The sequence below is a fragment of the Kitasatospora sp. NPDC086009 genome (genome assembly GCF_044540385.1).
In the GTDB taxonomy this organism is placed as follows: Bacteria; Actinomycetota; Actinomycetes; order Streptomycetales; family Streptomycetaceae; genus Kitasatospora.
Genome location: NZ_JBITSA010000004.1, coordinates 592,054 through 609,053, shown reverse-complemented (window position 1 = coordinate 609,053; position 17,000 = coordinate 592,054). Strand labels below are relative to the sequence as shown.

The following is a 17,000-nucleotide window of genomic DNA, read 5'->3' as shown; positions in this document are numbered from 1 at the left end:
CATATCCAACGCCCCCGGGGGGAACCACCGCGTCCACGGAACCCCGACCGTCCCCAGCAGACCCCGGCCAGACAACCGTGACCACGATCCGCAGCCGCCGTTCACCGGACTTCAGCGCGATCTTTCACCACCATCCTGGCCCTCCCGTTCACCACGCCCCCCGCATCACAACGCCTGAACAGGGAAGACACACCGATCAGACCCCGGTGAACGTCAACACCGAACCGACGGAAGACCACACGCCGATCATCAGTGGCGTGAGGGTCTCGGTCACGCGCGGAAATGGTTCGGTGAAACCGGCGGTCTTGACGTGCCGCATTCGGCGCTTGTCGGGGAGGACGGTAATTACCCGCTCGGAAAATGGTTGTCGGACCGGCGCGGGGAGAATGCAGCCGGTGAACTGGCGGCATACCGGGTGGAGATGCTGGACGCGCTCGGCATGATCTGGTCCGGCGCTGGCGCCGGAGCGGCGGCGGGCGCTGGAGGAGATCGACCCGTGGTGGTGCCCGGTGTGGCCGATCACCTGGCAGCGCGTCTACGCGACCGCCCGGATGTGGTGGCTGGACACCGACGGGCGGGTCGACTGGGCGCGGCTGCCCCTGGACACGGTGTTCGAGGGCGAGCAGCTCGGCCGCTGGGTTCAGGCGCAGCGGGCCGGCTGGCCCGGCCTGGAGGCCGACCAGCGGGACCTGCTGTCGGCGATCGGCATCGAGGAGGACCCCGAGCTGGTGGCCGCGAAGGCCGCGGCCTAGGCGAAGCCGACCGTGTCCCGCGGCGACCGGTTCGCCCAGGGCCTGGCCGCGCTCGCCCAGTTCGTCGAGCGGGAACGGCATCCCCGGGTCCCCCGCCCGCACAAGGAGCCGGTGGAGGCCGTGGAGGGCGGTCCGGGTGGTGAGGAGCAGGTGGTGGTGTCACATTTCGCGCTGGGCACCTGGTTGAACAACCAGAAGGCGGGGCGGGCCAGCTGACGCCGGGGCAGCTTGCGCAGCTCGCCGAGCACGGCGTGGGGTGGGCGTAGCGGACCGTCCGGGCCGGGTACTGGGCTCGGCGGTGTTGGTCTCGGCCGGATGCTTACTCCGGGATCTGTGGTGAACGTGCTCGGTGAGGTACGGACGATCGGTCAGTCATAGATGTGTTGGGGCGGCACGCGGCCTGGCAGCGGCAGACGCCAGTCGCCCAGCCGGGCGACGAGGATCTGGCGCGCCACCGTCCTGACCTCGCTCCAGATCGAGTCGGCCGCGTACACCAGGCCCGCGTACACCGGGCCCGCGTACCCCGGGCCTGCGCGCTCCAGGGCCCGCGCGGCCCGGCGGCGGGCTTGCCGCCCGCTCGCGGGCGCCGGGCCCGGTGCGCGGAAACGTGAGCGTGGAGCCGGTGCTGTCGCGGCTCTCGCACTGGCAGTCAGCAGTCCGGTCCCGGTGACCACCGGCGGTCCGTAGGCCCGCAGGCGGACCCGCGGATCAGTCGTGATCGTCGTGCGGGTATCGCAGGCCGATCAGTTGCCTCACAGCGTCCAGCGTACGGAGAACCGCGAGTGTGCCGTCCAGGGGCACCAGCGGCGACTCGCTCTGCCCGGCCAGCAGGCAGCGCATCACCTCGGCGGCCTCCAGCCCGTAGCCATTGCCGATGACGGGCGGAGCGGGAAAGTGCACCGGCTCGCCGACCTCGCGATGGAGGACGATCCCGGGCGGGTTGAACAGGTTCGCCGGGATATCGATGCGTCCACGTGTGCCGTAGACGACGGCCGCCTGGCTCAAGGTCGCGGCGAAGGAACAGGTCAGCGATGCGGTGGCCCCACCGGGGTGGCCGAGCAGAATGCTCGTGTGCTCGTCCACGCCTTCCGGCGTCAGCTGGGCCCGCGCGTGGACGCGGTCCGGGCTGCCGAGCAGGAACTGCGCCAGCGCGACGGGGTAGACGCCGACATCGAGCAGGGCGCCGCCGCCCGCCGCAACGTCGCGAAGCCGATGCCCTCGGTCGACCTCGGCCCGCCAACCGAGTTCGGCGTGCAGGGATCGGACCTCACCGATCGCACCGTCGGCGAGCAGGTCGGCCGCCTTGCGCAGGGCGGGATTCAGGAGCATCCACATGGCTTCCATCAGGAACGTCCCGCGCTCGCGGGCGAGAGTGATCAGCCCCCGCGCCTGCGCGCTGTTCACGGTGAGAGGCTTCTCGCAGAGCACGGGCCGCCCGGCGTCCAGCAGCATCTCGACGGCCTGGTGGTGGTACCCGTGCGGCGTGGCCACGTACACCACGTCCACGTCCGGATCGTCCGCCAGGTCCCGCCACGATCCGTGAGCTCGCGGGATCGCGTGCCGGGCGGCGAACGCGCGCGCCGTCCCCGCGTCGCGGGAGGCGACAGCCGTGACCACCGCGCCCGGAGTCCGGCGAAGATCCTCGGTGAACGCCGTGGCGATCCCCCCGGTGGCCAGGATGCCCCAGCGGATGGGACGTTCATGAGCCGAGTCCACAGACCACCTCTTGTCTAGACCAATGATGCGTCGCGGCAGTACGGTACGGGAGGCTCCACGGACCGGCAACCATCACCCGGACCTGCCGTTCAGTACCCGCAACCCGCGCACCGCCCGCCTCAGCTCGCCATGGTCCACCCCGTGAGCCCGTCAGGCAGCTCCCGCGGCCCGGCGCCGGGCGGGCGTCGGTGCGCAGGTCGGCGTCCGCCCGCTGCCGGTGGCGTGCTCGGGTGGTGTCGCGCGTGGGGCGCCGGGGCGGTTGCCGACCTGGTCCGGTGCGCCGGTCCGGGTGTCAGCCCACGGGGTGGTTCGCCCAGAGCGCCGGATCGTTCACATTGTCCTTGGTCACCAGGGGCGCGGGGAGCTGGTCCTCCAGGCCGTTGGGCAGCTGGATGATGGTGGACTGGTGGTCGGTGGGACCGGTCTGGAAGGACTTGCCCTGGGCCGCGGCCCGGGCGTAGAAGAGGGCGTACTTGGCGTAGAGGTCAGCGGGCTGGGAGACCGTGGCGTCGATCTGACCCTCCCGGATGGCGGCGAGCTCGGTCGGGATGCCGTCGTTGGAGACGATGGTGATGTGGCCGCTCTGGCCCGCGGGCTTGAGTAAGCCCTTCTGGCGCAGGACGTCGAGGGTGGGCTGGAGGAACACCCCGCCGGCCTGCATGTAGATGCCGTTCAGGTCGGGGTGGGTGGCCAGCGTGGACTGGAGCTTCGCGGCGGCGACATCGCCCTTCCAGTCGGTCGGCAGCTCGATGACCTGGATCTTGGGGTAGTTCCGCTTCATGCAGGTGGCGAACGCCTCGGAACGGTCGTAGCCGTTGACCGAGTTGAGCGCGCCCTGGAGTTCGGCGACCTTGCCCTTGCCGCCGAGCTGCTTGCCGAGGAACTCGCAGGCCTTGGTGCCGTAGGCCTTGTTGTCGGTGCGCACCACCATGTAGACGTTGCCGTGTTCCGGCTCGGTGTCGACGCTGATCGCGTTGATGTTGGCGGCGAACAGCCCGGAGAGCGTGACATCGGTGGTCACGGTGTTCTGCGGCGCCATCACGATGGACTTGGGGCGGCGGCGCTGCAACGCCTGGATGTTGGCGGTGAACTTCGCCTCGTCGCCCTCGGAGTGGGTGAGCGGCAGGACGTCCAACTGCTGGGCGCCGATCTCCTGCTGGAGGTACTTCGCGTAAGCCTTCCAGAAGTCGGAGTCGGTGCGGGGGATGTCGATGCCGATCTGCTGGGCGGAGCCGCTCGGCCCGCCGGAGCTTCCGCAGGCGCCGAGGCACCCGGCGAGGAGCACGACGACGCCGCCCGTGCAGGCGGTCCGGGTGGTACGTGTCTTCATGTGGCGAAACGTCCTGGGTGGTAGGGGTCCGGCGGATCGGGGCGAGGCGCCGGGGGCCGGGATCTCGGCACGTCGCTGTCAGGCGGTGGTGCCGGGGCCCCGGAGGTCGGTGGTGGTTCCGGTGGCGAGCCAGTCCTCGACCGCCGCCACGTGCACGGTGCTGGCGCCGGCGGCGCGCAGGGCGTCGCGGTCGACCAGGGCCCGCCAGAGGGCCTCGTGCTCCAGGTGGGCCTGCTCGCGGGCGGGGGAGATCCGGGTGCCCGCGGGCGAGGACCGAGGGACGGCGCCGCGCACGATCCGCAGCCGCTGGGTGTGGGTGGAGAGGATGCCGAGCAGGGCGGACAGCACCGGATTGCCGACGGCGTCGGCGATGACGCGGTGGAACTCGATGTCCAGCTCGACGAACTCCTCGATGCCGATGTCCGTGGCGCTCCGGTCGAGGATCGCCCGGAGCGCCAACAGCTCGTCGTCGGTGAGCCGGCCGGCGGCGAGGGCGGTCACCTGGGGTTCGAGCAGCCGTCGGACCTGGAGGAGCTGCCGGGCGGTGCGGCCGTGGGAGACGTCGGCGGCGAAGGCCAGGGCTTCGAGGAGCAGGTGCGGCTCCAGCCCGGAGACGTAGGTGCCGTCGCCCTGTCGGGGGACCAGGATCCGCATCGCGGTGAGCGCTCGCACGGCCTCGCGCAGCGAGCTGCGGGACAGCCCGAGCTGGTCGGCCAGGTCGGCCTCGTTGGGCAGCCGGTCACCGGGCTGCAGGGCGCCGGAGACGATCATGCCCTTGATCTTCTCGATGGCCTCGTCCGTCACCCCGATGGTGATCGCCTCCTGCGTCCGGGTGTTCGCGCCTACGGGGGTCGGGCGAGGCCGCGGCGGCATGGCCGACCGGACCCGGTCCCGGCCGCGCCGCCGCGGCTCGCAGGCCGTACGACCCGTCACTCCTGCTTCTCGCCGGAGGCGAAGCGGGAGATGATCAGCGCGACGATGATGATCGCGCCGTTGAGGAACTGGTTCCACAGCGGCGGCACGCCCGCGAGGGTCATCACGTTGACCACGAGCTGGAGGGTCAGCACCCCGGTGAGCGCCCCGAACAGGGTGCCGCGCCCGCCGTTGAGGCTGACGCCGCCGATGACGGTGGCGGCGAAGACCTGGAAGATCCAGCCGTTGCCCTGGTCGGCGGAGATGGACCCGTAGTGTCCCGTGTAGAGGACGCCGGCGAAGGCGGCCACCAGACCGCCGAGGACCAGCACCGTCCAGGTGATCCGGTCGACCCGGATGCCGGCGGCACGGGCGGCCTCGGGGTTGCCGCCGATCGCGTACAGCGCGCGGCCGTGGCGCAGCCAGGCGAGCGCGCACCCGCCGGCGAGGAAGAGCAGGGCACAGATCCAGATCGCCGCCGGGACGCCCAACCAGCGGGCGCCGCCCAGGTAGGTGAACGAGCCGGGCAGGTTGACGATCGACTGGCCCTGGGAGACGGCGACCTGGAGCCCGCGGAGCAGGGTCAGCGCGCCCAGCGTGACGATGAAGCCGTTCAGGCGCAGCTTGAGGATCAGGAAGCCGTTGACCGCGCCGATGAGCGCGCCGACCGCCAGGCACAGCGGGACGGCCGTCCAGGAGGGGAACAGCCCCAGGCCGTTGAAGCGCGCGCCGTGGTCGGGCAGGACCAGCCAGACCGCGATGACCGGGGCCACACCGATCGTGGACTCCAGCGAGAGGTCCATCCGGCCGGCGATCAGGATCAGCGCCTCGGCCAGGACGAGCAGGCTCAGCTCGGTGGCCTGCTGACCGACGCCCAGGAGGTTGTCGGAGGTCAGGAAGGCCGGCGAGACGGCGAAGCCGATGACGCCCAGGACGAGCAGGACCGGCACCAGTGACAGGTCGCGGTAGCGGGCGAGGGTGAAGCGGCGGTCGGCGGGCGCGGTGACGGCACTCGCCGGGCGCGCGCGGACCTCAGTGGTGGGAGACATCGCGTTCCTTCGTGTCGGTCGGGCCGGCCAGGCCCTCCATGGCTGCGACCAGCTGTTCGTCGCTCCAGCCGTGTTCGAACTCGGCGACGACGCGGCCGTGGAACATGGCCAGGACCCGGTCGCAGACCCGCAGGTCGTCGAGTTCGTCGGACACGATCAGGGCGCTTCGCCCGGCGTCGGCGACCTGGCGGACGGTGCCGAGCAGGGATTCCTTGGACTTCACGTCGACGCCGTTGGTGGGCCGGACGGCGATGAGGACGTGCGGTTCGGTGGCCAGCGCCCGGGCGATGACCACCTTCTGCTGGTTGCCGCCGGACAGCGCGGACACGGGGGCGGCCGGCCCGGGCGTCTTGATGTCGAGTTCGTCGATCATCCGCCGGGCGAAGGCCCGGGTGCGCGAGGGCAGCACGGTGCCGAACGGGCCGAGCTGGTCGGTGACGGTCAGGGTGGCGTTCTCGGCGACGCTGCGCTGCGGAATGAGGCCCTGGAGGTGCCGGTCCTCGGGAACGAACCCGATGCCCGCGGCGAGGGCGGCGGGGACGCGCCCGGTGCGCACCGGGCGGCCGGCCACGGTGATGGTCCCGGCCTGGGGGCGGTGCAGGCCGGCCACGCTCTCGCCGAACCGGACGTTGCCGCTGGCGGCCGCGCCGGCCAGGCCCACGACCTCGCCGGCCCGCGCGGTCAGGGTCACGTCCTGGTAGGCGCCGGCCAGGGTCAGGCCGGTGACGGTCAGCAGCGGGGCGCGGTCGGTGCCCGTCCGGCCGGTCACCGACCAGGACGGCTCGCCGCCCCGGGCGCTCTCCCCGGTCATCGCCTCCACCAACGCCTGCCGGTCGAGTTCGGCGACCGGCGCGGTGACGATGTGGCGCGCGTCGCGGTAGACCGTGACGGTGGAGCAGAGGTCGTAGACCTCCTGCAGATGGTGGGAGATGAACAGGAAGGCGACGCCCTGCTCCTGGAGCGAGCGCAGCTTGTCGAAGAGCAGCTCGATGCCGCGGGCGTCGAGCTTGGCGGTGGGCTCGTCCAGGATGATGAAGCGGGCACCGAAGGACAGCGCCCGGGCGATCTCGACGAACTGGCGCTGTTCGACGGTCAGGTCCTCGGCGCGAGCGGTCGGGTCGACGTCGACGCCGTACTCGGCCAGCAGCTCGGCGGCGCGCCGGCGCAGCCGCTTCCAGCCGATCGGCCGCAGCGCGCCTCCGTCGTCGGGGCCGTGCCGGTTCAGGAACAGGTTCTCGGCGACGCTCAGCGCGGGGATGACGGTGGAGCGCTGGTACACGCAGGCGACCCTGGAGCGCCAGGCAGCGGTGTCACCGGGTGCCGGGGCGGGCTCGCCGCCGAACCGCAGGGTGCCGGTGTCCGGGCTCTGCAGGCCGGTGAGCACCGAGACGAGCGTGGACTTGCCCGCGCCGTTGCGGCCGACCAGGGCGTGCGACTCGCCGGGCGCGACCGAGATGCGGGCGTCGCTGAGGGCGACGGTGGCGCCGAAGCGCTTGCTGATCCCGTCGGCCTCGACGACGGGGCCCCGTCCGGGGCTGGGGTCCGCCATGGCGGGGTCCTTTCCGAGGGCTCCGGTGAACGGCGGCGGGTGGCCGCAGGCTCGGCCGGCACCGCCGTTCACCGGGGGCGGGGACTACTTGCCGACGTTGTTGCCCCAGAGGCTCTGGTCGTCGACGTTCTCCTTGGTGACCAGCGGGGCGGGGAGCTGGTCCTCCAGGCCGTTGGGCAGCTGGATGATGGTGGACTGGTGGTCGGTGGGACCGGGCTGGAAGGTCTTGCCCTCGGCCGAGGCCTGCGCGTAGTGCAGGGCGTACTTGGCGTAGAGGTCGGCCGGCTGGGAGACCGTCGCGTCGATGTCGCCCTTGCGGATCGCGTCGAACTCCTGCGGGATGCCGTCATTGGAGACGATCGCGATGTGACCGGGCTGGCCGACGGGCTTGAGCAGGCCCTTCTGCTGCAGCAGGGCCAGCGTCGGCTGCAGGAACACGCCGCCGGCCTGGAGGTAGACGCCGCCCAGGTCCGGGTGGGCGGCCAGGGTGGACTGGAGCTTCGCGGAGGCGACGTCACCCTTCCAGTCGGTGGCCAGCTCGATGACCTCGATGCCGGGGAACTTCTCCTTCATGCAGGCGGCGAACGCCTCGGAGCGGTCGCGTCCGTTGATGGAGCTCAGGGCGCCCTGGAGTTCGGCGACCTTGCCCTTGCCGTCGAGCTGCTTGCCGAGGAACTCGCAGGCCTTGGTGCCGTACGCCTTGTTGTCGGCGCGCACCACCATGTAGACGTTCCCCTTGTCGGGGCGGGTGTCGACGCTGATCACCGGGATCTTCCGGGCGGACAGCTGTTCCAGGGTGGAGGCGATCGCACCGGTGTCCTGAGGTGCCATCACCACGGCCTTGGCGCCGGTGTTCTGGAACACCTGGACGTTGGCGACCAGCTTGGTGACGTCGTTCTGGGAGTTGCTCACCGGCAGGGTGTTCAGGCCCTGGGCGGAGGCGTCCTGCTTGACGTACTGCGCGTAGGAGTTCCAGAAGTCGGAGTCCGCGCGCGGCAGGTCGACGCCGATCGCCGGCTTGCCGCCGGCGGAGGAGTCCGAGGCGCTACCGCGGTTGCAGGCAGTGGCGAACCCCGCCAGGACGACGACGGCGGCGAGCGTGGCCGCGGTTCCGGAGGAGCGGAACTTCATGGTGCAGATCTCCTTGGCTGGGATTGGCCGGGTCCTCCACGGGGGTGAGGGGAACCGGCGCGGCGGGAGGGGTGCGAAGCCCGTCCCGGTGAGGCGAGGCGGGAGGGGAAGCCGGCCGCCTTCTCCGGCCCTGGTCCGGGAGGGGAGCCGGTTCCTGGTCGCGGCGATCGGGGCGGCAGACGACACCGGAGCGCGCGTCCCGTAGTCATGGGATGCCTTGCGATACGGAGGACCTTATGAGCCTGACAGCTGACTGACAAGAGGAAACCTCGGATGATTCACAACCGTGACATCCGAGTTTCCCGGATGTGTCACGACGTACCGTCATATCGGCTCTGAGCTGCAAGGTTTGGAAGCTTCTGACGGGGCCTCACCCGGTGTCGCCAGGAAGACATCGGAGGACTTCTTGCGATATGCGAGGTCGCTCCGTATCGTCTGGGCATCACTGATTCATCCGATGTATCGGCCCGTGGAGAGCCACGGCCTCCGGAGTGACCTGGGAGAGACAGCATGAGGTTCCTGCGGATCGGGCCGGCGGGGAAAGAGGTTCCGGCGGTCCTGGGCGAGGACGGGCGGGTGTTCGCGCTCTCGGCCCTGACCGGTGACATCGACGGGGCGTTCCTCGCCTCGGGCGGGATCGACCGCGCCCGGGCGGCCCTGGCCGCCGGGGAGCTGACGCCCCTCGACCCGGCCGGCCTGCGGACCGGCGCCCCCGTCGCCCGCCCCGGCAAGGTCGTCTGCATCGGCCTCAACTACCGCGATCACGCCAAGGAGACCGGGGCGGCCGTCCCGGACCGTCCGGTGGTCTTCCTGAAGGACGCCTCCACCGTGGTCGGCCCCTACGACCGGGTGCTGATCCCCCGGGGCTCGACCAGGACCGACTGGGAGGTCGAACTCGCGGTCGTCATCGGCCGGGAGGCCCGTTACCTGGCGAGCCCGGCCGACGCGGCGGACCACATCGCCGGTTACGCGATCAGCAACGACGTCTCCGAGCGGGAGTTCCAACTCGACTACTCCGCCCAGTGGGACCTCGGGAAGTCCTGCGAGACGTTCAATCCACTGGGTCCGTGGCTGGTCACCCCGGACGAGGTCGGCGACGTGCGGGCGCTCGGCCTGCGCCTGGCCGTCAACGGCGAGGTGCGGCAGGACGGCGACACCAAGGACATGGTCTTCGACGTGCCCTACCTGGTCTGGTACCTGAGCCAGTACATGGTCCTGCGGCCCGGCGACGTCATCAACACCGGCACCCCGGCCGGCGTCGCGCTGGGCCTGCCCGGCACCCCCTACCTGCGCGCCGGCGACACGGTCGAACTCGGCATCGACGGCCTCGGCACGCAGCGCCAGACCTTCTCCCACGCGTGAAAGGCACCGAGTTGTCCGCAACCAGAGCGCGGATCACCGCCGTCGACACCTACGACATCCGCTTCCCCACCTCGCGGGAACTCGACGGGTCCGACGCCATGAATCCCGACCCCGACTACTCCGCCGCCTACGTCGTCCTGCGCACCGGCGCGGACGGCCACGAGGGCCACGGCTTCGCCTTCACCATCGGGCGCGGCAACGACGTCCAGGTCGCCGCGATCGACGCGCTGCGCGAACACGTCGTCGGACGCCCCGTCACCGGGCTGTGCGCGGACCCCGGCTCGCTGTACCGCGACCTGATCGGTGACAGCCAACTGCGCTGGCTCGGCCCCGAGAAGGGCGTGATGCACATGGCCGTCGGCGCCGTCGTCAACGCCGTGTGGGACCTCGCCGCCAAGCGCGAGGGCAAGCCGCTGTGGCAGCTGCTGGCCGACGCGGACCCGGCCTGGCTGGTCTCTCAGATCGACTTCCGCTACCTCACGGACGCGCTGACTCCCGAGGAGGCGCTGGAACTCCTGCGCAACGGCAAGCGCGGCGCACCGGCGCGGGCCACCGAGCTGCTGCGCCTCGGCTACCCCGCCTACACCACCTCGCCCGGCTGGCTCGGCTACAGCGACGAGAAGCTCACCCGCCTCGCCAAGCAGGCGGTCGCCGACGGCTTCACCCAGATCAAACTGAAGGTCGGCGCCGACCTGGCGGACGACACCCGCCGCTGCCGCGCCGCCCGCGAGGCGGTCGGGCCGGACATCCGGATGGCGATCGACGCCAACCAGCGCTGGAACGTCGACGAGGCGATCGAATGGACCAACGCCCTGGGCGAGTTCGACCCGTACTGGATCGAGGAGCCCACCAGTCCGGACGACGTGCTCGGCCACGCCGCCATCCGGCGGGGGGTCCACCCGATCAAGGTCGCCACCGGTGAGCACGTGCAGAACCGGATCATCTTCAAGCAGCTGCTCCAGTCCGGCGCCATCGACGTCCTCCAGCTGGACTCCGCCCGGGTGGCCGGCGTCAACGAGAACCTCGCCATCCTGCTGCTCGCCGCCAAGTTCGGCGTCCCGGTCTGCCCGCACGCCGGCGGCGTCGGACTGTGCGAACTCGTCCAGCACCTGTCGATGTTCGACTACGTCGCGCTGTCCGGCACGGACGAGGACCGGGTCATCGAGTTCGTCGACCACCTCCACCAGCACTTCCTCGATCCGGTGGTGATCGAGAACGGTCGCTACCGGGCCCCCACCACGCCCGGGTTCTCCGCGACGATGCACCGGGCCACCATCGACACCTACACCTACCCGGGCGGCGCGTTCTGGGCCGCGGAACCGTCGGAACCGTCGGAGCCGGCGGCGCAAGGGGGCCGGACATGACCACCGACCTCGACGGGCTCACCGCCCTGGTCACCGGCGGAGCCTCCGGCATCGGCCTGGCCACCGCCCGACTGCTCGGCGAGCGCGGAGCGGACGTCGCCGTCCTGGACCTCGACCCGACCGACGCCCGCCCCCCGCTGCGCGGCTTCACCGCCGACGTCGCCGACGACCGCTCGGTGCGCTCGGCCGTCCAGGCGGCGGCCCGGGCGCTCGGCGGGATCGACATCCTGGTCAACAACGCAGGCGTCGGCGCGGTCGGGACGCTGGAGGACAACCCCGACGAGCAGTGGCACCGCGTCCTGGACGTCAACGTGCTCGGCATCGTCCGCACCACCCGCGCCGCCCTGCCCCACCTGCGCCGCTCGCTGCACGCCTCCGTGGTCAACACCTGCTCCATCGCCGCCACCGCCGGCCTGCCGCGGCGCGCGCTCTACTCGGCGAGCAAGGGCGCCGTCCTCTCGCTCACCCTCGCGATGGCCGCCGACCACGTCCGCGAGGGCATCCGGGTCAACTGCGTCAACCCCGGTACCGTCGACACCCCGTGGGTCGCGCGACTGCTGGGCGCCGCCGACGACCCGGCCGCCGAACGCCTCGCGCTGAACGGCCGTCAGCCGACCGGACGTCTGGTGGCCGCCGAGGAGGTGGCCGCCGCCATCGCCTACCTCGCCTCCCCGGCGGCCGCCAGCGTCACCGGCACGGCCCTGGCGGTCGACGGCGGCATGGCCGGCCTGCGGCTGCGACCGGAGCCCCGCCCGTGAAGCCGCGCCGCCGCCCCCTCGGCCGCACGCCGGTCCAGGTCACCGAGCTCGGCTTCGGCGCCGCCGGAATCGGCAACCTGTTCACCGCGGTCGGCGACGACCGCGCGGAACAGGCCGTCACCGCCGCCTGGGAGTGCGGCGTACGGTACTTCGACACCGCCCCGCACTACGGTCTGGGCCTGTCCGAGCGCCGGCTCGGCGCCGTGCTGCGCACCCTGCCCCGGGGCGAGTACACGCTGTCCACGAAGGTCGGCCGGCTGCTGGAGCCGACCCCCGCCGGTGGGGGCGACGACCTGGCCGACGGCTTCGCCGTCCCCGCCACCCACCGCCGCGTCTGGGACTTCAGCGCCGGCGGCGTGCGCCGTTCCATCGAGGACAGCCTCCGACGCCTCGGCCTGGACCGGATCGACGTCGCCTACCTGCACGACCCCGACGACCACGCCGAGCAGGCGCTCGCCGAGGCCTACCCCGAGCTGGAACGCCTGCGCGCCGAAGGCGTCCTCGGGGCGATCGGGGTCGGTATGAACCAGGCCGAGATGCTGGCCCGGTTCACCCGTGAGACGGACCTCGACGTCGTCCTGCTGGCCGGCCGCTACAGTCTGCTCGACCAGCGCGGACTGGCCGAACTGCTGCCGCTGGCCCACCGGCGCGGCGTCGGCGTCGTCGTCGGTGGCGTCTTCAACTCGGGCCTGCTCGCCGACCCGCGCCCCGGCGCGACCTTCGACTACACCGCGGCCCCCGCCGAGCTGCTCGCCCGCGCCACCGCGCTCAAGGCCGTCTGCGCGGAGCACGGCGTACCGCTGCGCGCCGCCGCCCTGCGGTTCCCGTTCGGGCACCCGGCCGTCGCGAGCGTGCTGGTCGGCACCCGCAGCGCCGAGGAGGTCCGGGACGCCGCCGCGCTGCTCGACCACCCGGTTCCGGCGGCGCTCTGGGCGGACCTCAAGGAGCGTGGTCTACTGCCGGCGGACGTCCCCACCCCGGCGCGGGAGAGCTGATGCGCATCGCCCTGTTCATCACCTGCTTCAACGACACCCTGTACCCCGGCACCGGCCGGGCCGTGCTGACCGTCCTCGAACGCCTCGGGCACACCGTCGAGTTCCCGCGGGACCAGACCTGCTGCGGGCAGCTGCACTTCAACACCGGCTACCGCCCCGAGGCCGTACCGCTGGTGGCCCGCTTCGCCCGGGCCTTCGGCGACTACGACGCCGTGGTCACCCCCTCCGCCTCCTGCGCCGGCATGGTCCGCGACCACCATCCCCTGCTGGCCCGGGAGTACGGGAACCCCGGCCTCCAGCGGCAGGTCGAGGACCTGGTGCCCCGGGTGCACGAGTTCACCGAGCTGCTCACCGACGTCCTGGGCGTCACGGACGTCGGGGCCCGCTTCCCGCACCGGGTCGCCTACCACCCCACCTGTCACTCGCTGCGCGGCCTCCGGCTCGGGGACCGCCCCTCGCGCCTGCTGCGCGAGGTCGAGGACCTCGACCTGGTCGACCTCCCCGCGGCCGACTCGTGCTGCGGCTTCGGCGGCACCTTCGCCGTCAAGAACGCCGACACCTCGGCCGCGATGCTCGCCGACAAGGGCGACGCGGTGCTCGACAGCGGGGCCGAGGTGCTGTGCGCCGCCGACAACTCCTGTCTGATGCACATCGGGGGCGGACTGTCCCGCCGGCGCGCCGCCGTGCGCACCATGCACCTGGCCGAGATCCTCGCCGCCACCGAAGGAGCCGCGCCGTGAGCGACCACCGTGACCGCGGCGTCGTCTGGCTGGGCGCCCCCTCCTTCCCCGACGCCGCCCGCGGGGCGCTGAAGGACACCCAACTGCGCGCCAACCTCAGGCGTGCCACCGCCACCATCCGCGACAAGCGGCTCGCGGTCGCCTCCGAACTCGACGACTGGGAGCAGCTGCGGGACGCCGGCGCCGCGATCAAGAGGCGCACCTCGCGGCACCTGGACCGCTACCTGGTGCAGTTGGAGGCATCCGTCACCGCGGCGGGCGGCATCGTGCACTGGGCCGCCGACGCGGCCGAGGCCAACCGCATCGTCACCGAACTGGTGCTCGCGACCGGCGAGCGCGAGGTGGTGAAGGTGAAGTCGATGGCCACCCAGGAGATCGGGTTGAACGAACACCTGGCCGAAGCCGGCATCACCGCCTACGAGACCGACCTGGCCGAGCTGATCGTCCAACTCGGCGACGACCGGCCCTCGCACATCCTCGTCCCCGCGATCCACCGGAACCGCACCGAGATCCGCGACCTGTTCGCCGCCGAGATGCGCCACTGGGGGCGGCCCGCTCCCGAGGGCCTGACCGACGAACCGGCGGACCTCGCGGAGGCGGCCCGCCGCCATCTGCGGAGCAGGTTCCTCACCGCCAAGGTGGCCGTCTCGGGGGCCAACTTCGCCGTCGCCGACACCGGTACGGTCGTCGTCGTGGAGTCCGAGGGCAACGGCCGGATGTGCCTGACCCTCCCCGAGACGCTGATCACCGTCATGGGCCTCGAAAAGGTCGTCCCCACCTGGTCCGACCTGGAGGTCTTCCTCCAGCTGCTGCCGCGCTCCTCCACCGGCGAGCGGATGAACCCCTACACCTCCACCTGGACCGGCACCACCGACGGCGACGGCCCGCGGACCTTCCACCTGGTCCTGCTCGACAACGGCCGCACCGACACCCTCGCCGACCGGGTCGGACGGCAGGCCCTGGCGTGCATCCGCTGCTCCGCCTGCCTCAACGTCTGCCCGGTCTTCGAGCGCACCGGCGGCCACGCCTACGGCTCCGTCTACCCGGGCCCGATCGGTGCCGTCCTCACCCCCCAGCTCGTCGGCGTCGAGAACGCCGCGAGCCTGCCGTTCGCCTCCACCCTCTGCGGGGCCTGCTACGACGCCTGCCCCGTGAAGATCGACATCCCGGAGGTGCTCGTCCACCTGCGGGCCGAGGTCGTCGAGAGCGGGACGGGCGGTGCGGAGGCGCCGGCCATGAGGGCGGCCGCCGCCGTCCTCGACTCCCCACGACTGCTCGGCGCCACCCAGAAGGCCGCCGCCCTCGGTGGCCGGGCCCTCGCCCGCCACGGCCGCATCGGCCGGCTGCCGGGCCCGCTGCGCGGCTGGTCCGACACCCGCGACACCCCCGTGCCCCCGGCCGAGTCCTTCCGGACCTGGTGGCGCAAGAACCGGGAAGGCGAACGATGAGCAGCCGTGAAGCAGTCCTCGGCCGCATCCGGGCCGCCCTCGCCGACGTCCCCGCCGGCGAGGACCCGGACGACGTCCCGGTGCCCCGGGCCTACCGCCGCCGGCACACCGAACCGGGCGAGGACGTCGTCGCCCTGTTCGCCGAGCGGGTCGCCGACTACCGCGCCACCGTCACCCGCACCGACCGGGCGGGCCTGCCGGCCGCCATCGCCGCCGCCCTCACCGCCCGCGCCGCCGTCCGTCTGGCGCTGCCCGACGGCTTCCCCGTCGAGCTGCTGCCGCCCGGCGACTGGCAGTGGCACCCGGAACCGCTGGACGTTCCCGAGCTGGACGCCCTGGACGGCGCCGTCACCCTCGCCGCCGCCGGTATCGCCGTCACCGGGACCGTCGTCCTGGACACCGGCCCCGGCCAGGGCCGCCGTGCGCTCACCCTGATCCCCGACTACCACCTGTGCGTCATCCGGGCCGGCCAGATCGCCGACGACGTCCCCGAGGCCCTCGCCCGCCTCGATCCGACGCTCCCGCTGACCTTCGTCTCGGGCCCGTCCGCCACCAGCGACATCGAACTCGACCGGGTCGAGGGCGTGCACGGCCCCCGCACCCTGCACGTCGTCATCGTCGACCCCACCCGACCGGACCCGGAGCCGTCATGAGGATCGCCCTGCACACCCGCGTCCGCGAGGACCGGATCGAGGAGTACGAGGCCGCCCACCGCGCGGTGCCCGCCGAACTCACCGCCGCCATCCGCGCCGCCGGCGTCAACTCCTGGACCATCTGGCGCAGCGGCTGCGAGCTGTTCCACCTGCTCGAATGCGAGGACTACGCCCGGCTGCTCGGCGAACTGGAGCGCCTTCCGGTCAACGTCGCCTGGCAGGCGCGGATGGGCGAACTCCTCGACGTCGCGCACGACTACGGCGAGGGCGGTGCCGCGGCCGGGCTCCGGGCGGTGTGGGAGCTGTGACCGGCCCCGGGACCGTCGACGCGCACCACCACCTCTGGGACCTCGCGGCGAGGCCCCAGCCCTGGATCACCGGTGCGGCCCTCGCCCCGCTCGCCCGCTCCTTCCACGTCGAGGACCTGGCTCCGCGGGCCCGCGCCGCCGGTGTGAGCGCCACCGTCGTCGTCCAGACCGTCTGCGTCCCCGGGGAGACCTCCGAGCTGCTGGCCCTCGCCGCCGGCGGCGGCCTGGTCGCCGGCGTCGTCGGCTGGACCGACCTCACCGCCCCCGACGTCGCCGACGCGCTCGCCGCCCTGCGTGAACGACCCGGCGGCGACCGGCTGGTGGGCATCCGGCACCAGGTCCAGGAGGAGCCCGACCCGGGCTGGCTGCTGCGGCCCGACGTGCACCGCGGGCTCCGCGCGGTCGCCGGGGCGGGCCTCGCCTACGACCTGGTCGTCAGGCCGCACCAGCTGCCCGCCGCCACCGCCGCGGCCGCCCGGCTGCCCGGTCTGACGTTCGTCCTCGACCACCTGGGCAAGCCGCCGATCGCCACCGGGGCGCTCGAACCCTGGGCGGGGCACGTGCGCCGTCTGGCCGCCCTGCCCAACACCGTGTGCAAGCTGTCCGGCCTGGTCACCGAGGCCGCGCCCGGCCGCTGGGGGAGCGAGCACCTCGGGCCGTACGCCGACACCGTCCTCGACGCCTTCGGCCCGCGGCGGCTGCTCTTCGGTTCCGACTGGCCGGTGTGCACCCTTCGGGCCGGCTACTCCGACGTCGTGCGGACCGCCGAGCAGCTCGTGGCCGGGCTGAGCCCGGGCGAGCGGGACGCGGTGTTCCGGCGCAACGCGGTCCTGGTCTACGGCCTCGACGTACCCGTTCCGGGCGTCGCCGCCACCTGAACCGGGGCCCGCGCCGCCGCCGTGACACCGGCCGCCCGTGACACCGGCCGCAGGT

The 17,000-nt window shown here is 72.6% G+C and carries 18 protein-coding genes and 1 pseudogene; 12 read left to right on the top strand and 7 right to left on the bottom strand.

The window, feature by feature from the left end:
* Positions 1-304: 304 nt before the first annotated feature.
* From ACIF6L_RS14580 to ACIF6L_RS14570, 3 genes and pseudogenes are all read left to right on the top strand, one after another.
* Positions 305-382, top strand: a pseudogene (locus tag ACIF6L_RS14580) (hypothetical protein); the annotation flags it as partial.
* A gap of 127 nt (positions 383-509) precedes the next feature.
* Entirely contained in the window at positions 510-752 is a 243-nt protein-coding gene (locus ACIF6L_RS14575) for a helicase associated domain-containing protein (RefSeq protein WP_396491124.1), read from the top strand.
* Between the two features lie 12 nt (positions 753-764).
* Positions 765-968: a helicase associated domain-containing protein gene (locus ACIF6L_RS14570; protein WP_396491123.1), complete on the top strand. Its 204-nt coding sequence runs from the start codon at positions 765-767 to the stop codon at positions 966-968.
* Positions 969-1,120: 152 nt separating this feature from the next.
* Here the strand turns inward: ACIF6L_RS14570 and ACIF6L_RS14565 are convergent, their stop codons facing one another.
* From ACIF6L_RS14565 to ACIF6L_RS14535, 7 genes are all read right to left on the bottom strand, one after another.
* Complete coding sequence (locus ACIF6L_RS14565; protein ID WP_396491122.1) at positions 1,121-1,261, bottom strand: hypothetical protein; 141 nt, start codon at positions 1,259-1,261, stop codon at positions 1,121-1,123.
* A 199-nt stretch (positions 1,262-1,460) separates the two neighbouring features.
* Positions 1,461-2,468 carry a Gfo/Idh/MocA family protein gene (locus ACIF6L_RS14560; protein WP_396491121.1) on the bottom strand — a complete coding sequence of 336 codons (1,008 nt, stop codon included), beginning with the start codon at positions 2,466-2,468 and terminating at the stop codon, positions 1,461-1,463.
* Between the two features lie 292 nt (positions 2,469-2,760).
* Positions 2,761-3,798, bottom strand: a complete 1,038-nt coding sequence (locus ACIF6L_RS14555; protein ID WP_359809418.1) for a sugar ABC transporter substrate-binding protein — start codon at positions 3,796-3,798, stop codon at positions 2,761-2,763.
* A 78-nt stretch (positions 3,799-3,876) separates the two neighbouring features.
* Positions 3,877-4,608 carry a FadR/GntR family transcriptional regulator gene (locus ACIF6L_RS14550; RefSeq protein WP_396491131.1) on the bottom strand — a complete coding sequence of 244 codons (732 nt, stop codon included), beginning with the start codon at positions 4,606-4,608 and terminating at the stop codon, positions 3,877-3,879.
* Positions 4,609-4,727: 119 nt separating this feature from the next.
* The gene (locus ACIF6L_RS14545) at positions 4,728-5,759 is read right to left on the bottom strand and encodes an ABC transporter permease (RefSeq protein WP_359809420.1); all 1,032 of its coding nucleotides are present in this window, start codon (positions 5,757-5,759) and stop codon (positions 4,728-4,730) included.
* The gene (locus ACIF6L_RS14540; protein WP_396491120.1) at positions 5,743-7,308 is read right to left on the bottom strand and encodes a sugar ABC transporter ATP-binding protein; all 1,566 of its coding nucleotides are present in this window, start codon (positions 7,306-7,308) and stop codon (positions 5,743-5,745) included. Before ACIF6L_RS14540 ends, ACIF6L_RS14545 begins: the two co-directional genes overlap by 17 nt.
* Positions 7,309-7,392: 84 nt before the next feature.
* On the bottom strand, positions 7,393-8,439 hold the full coding sequence (locus ACIF6L_RS14535; RefSeq protein WP_352294446.1) for a sugar ABC transporter substrate-binding protein: 1,047 nt from the start codon (positions 8,437-8,439) through the stop codon (positions 7,393-7,395).
* 510 nt (positions 8,440-8,949) lie between these two features.
* Here ACIF6L_RS14535 and ACIF6L_RS14530 point away from each other — a divergent pair.
* The 9 genes from ACIF6L_RS14530 to ACIF6L_RS14490 are packed head-to-tail and all read left to right on the top strand — an operon-like array spanning position 8,950 to position 16,945.
* Positions 8,950-9,801: a fumarylacetoacetate hydrolase family protein gene (locus tag ACIF6L_RS14530; RefSeq protein ID WP_359809424.1), complete on the top strand. Its 852-nt coding sequence runs from the start codon at positions 8,950-8,952 to the stop codon at positions 9,799-9,801.
* Positions 9,802-9,812: 11 nt separating this feature from the next.
* The gene (locus tag ACIF6L_RS14525; RefSeq protein WP_396491119.1) at positions 9,813-11,165 is read left to right on the top strand and encodes an L-fuconate dehydratase; all 1,353 of its coding nucleotides are present in this window, start codon (positions 9,813-9,815) and stop codon (positions 11,163-11,165) included.
* Complete coding sequence (locus tag ACIF6L_RS14520) at positions 11,162-11,923, top strand: SDR family NAD(P)-dependent oxidoreductase (protein ID WP_396491118.1); 762 nt, start codon at positions 11,162-11,164, stop codon at positions 11,921-11,923. The genes ACIF6L_RS14525 and ACIF6L_RS14520 overlap by 4 nt, the downstream gene beginning before the upstream one ends.
* Positions 11,920-12,918 (top strand): aldo/keto reductase, encoded by a 999-nt coding sequence (locus ACIF6L_RS14515; RefSeq protein WP_396491117.1) that lies wholly within the window; start codon positions 11,920-11,922, stop codon positions 12,916-12,918. Before ACIF6L_RS14520 ends, ACIF6L_RS14515 begins: the two co-directional genes overlap by 4 nt.
* A complete protein-coding gene (locus ACIF6L_RS14510) occupies positions 12,918-13,658 on the top strand; it encodes a (Fe-S)-binding protein (protein WP_396491116.1) in 741 nt (246 codons plus the stop codon). Before ACIF6L_RS14515 ends, ACIF6L_RS14510 begins: the two co-directional genes overlap by 1 nt.
* Complete coding sequence (locus ACIF6L_RS14505; protein WP_396491115.1) at positions 13,655-15,106, top strand: LutB/LldF family L-lactate oxidation iron-sulfur protein; 1,452 nt, start codon at positions 13,655-13,657, stop codon at positions 15,104-15,106. Before ACIF6L_RS14510 ends, ACIF6L_RS14505 begins: the two co-directional genes overlap by 4 nt.
* On the top strand, positions 15,103-15,759 hold the full coding sequence (locus ACIF6L_RS14500; RefSeq protein ID WP_396491114.1) for a lactate utilization protein C: 657 nt from the start codon (positions 15,103-15,105) through the stop codon (positions 15,757-15,759). Before ACIF6L_RS14505 ends, ACIF6L_RS14500 begins: the two co-directional genes overlap by 4 nt.
* Positions 15,756-16,067: an L-rhamnose mutarotase gene (locus ACIF6L_RS14495; protein ID WP_329485071.1), complete on the top strand. Its 312-nt coding sequence runs from the start codon at positions 15,756-15,758 to the stop codon at positions 16,065-16,067. Before ACIF6L_RS14500 ends, ACIF6L_RS14495 begins: the two co-directional genes overlap by 4 nt.
* Positions 16,064-16,945 carry an amidohydrolase family protein gene (locus tag ACIF6L_RS14490; RefSeq protein WP_396491113.1) on the top strand — a complete coding sequence of 294 codons (882 nt, stop codon included), beginning with the start codon at positions 16,064-16,066 and terminating at the stop codon, positions 16,943-16,945. Before ACIF6L_RS14495 ends, ACIF6L_RS14490 begins: the two co-directional genes overlap by 4 nt.
* The last annotated feature ends 55 nt before the right edge of the window (positions 16,946-17,000 follow it).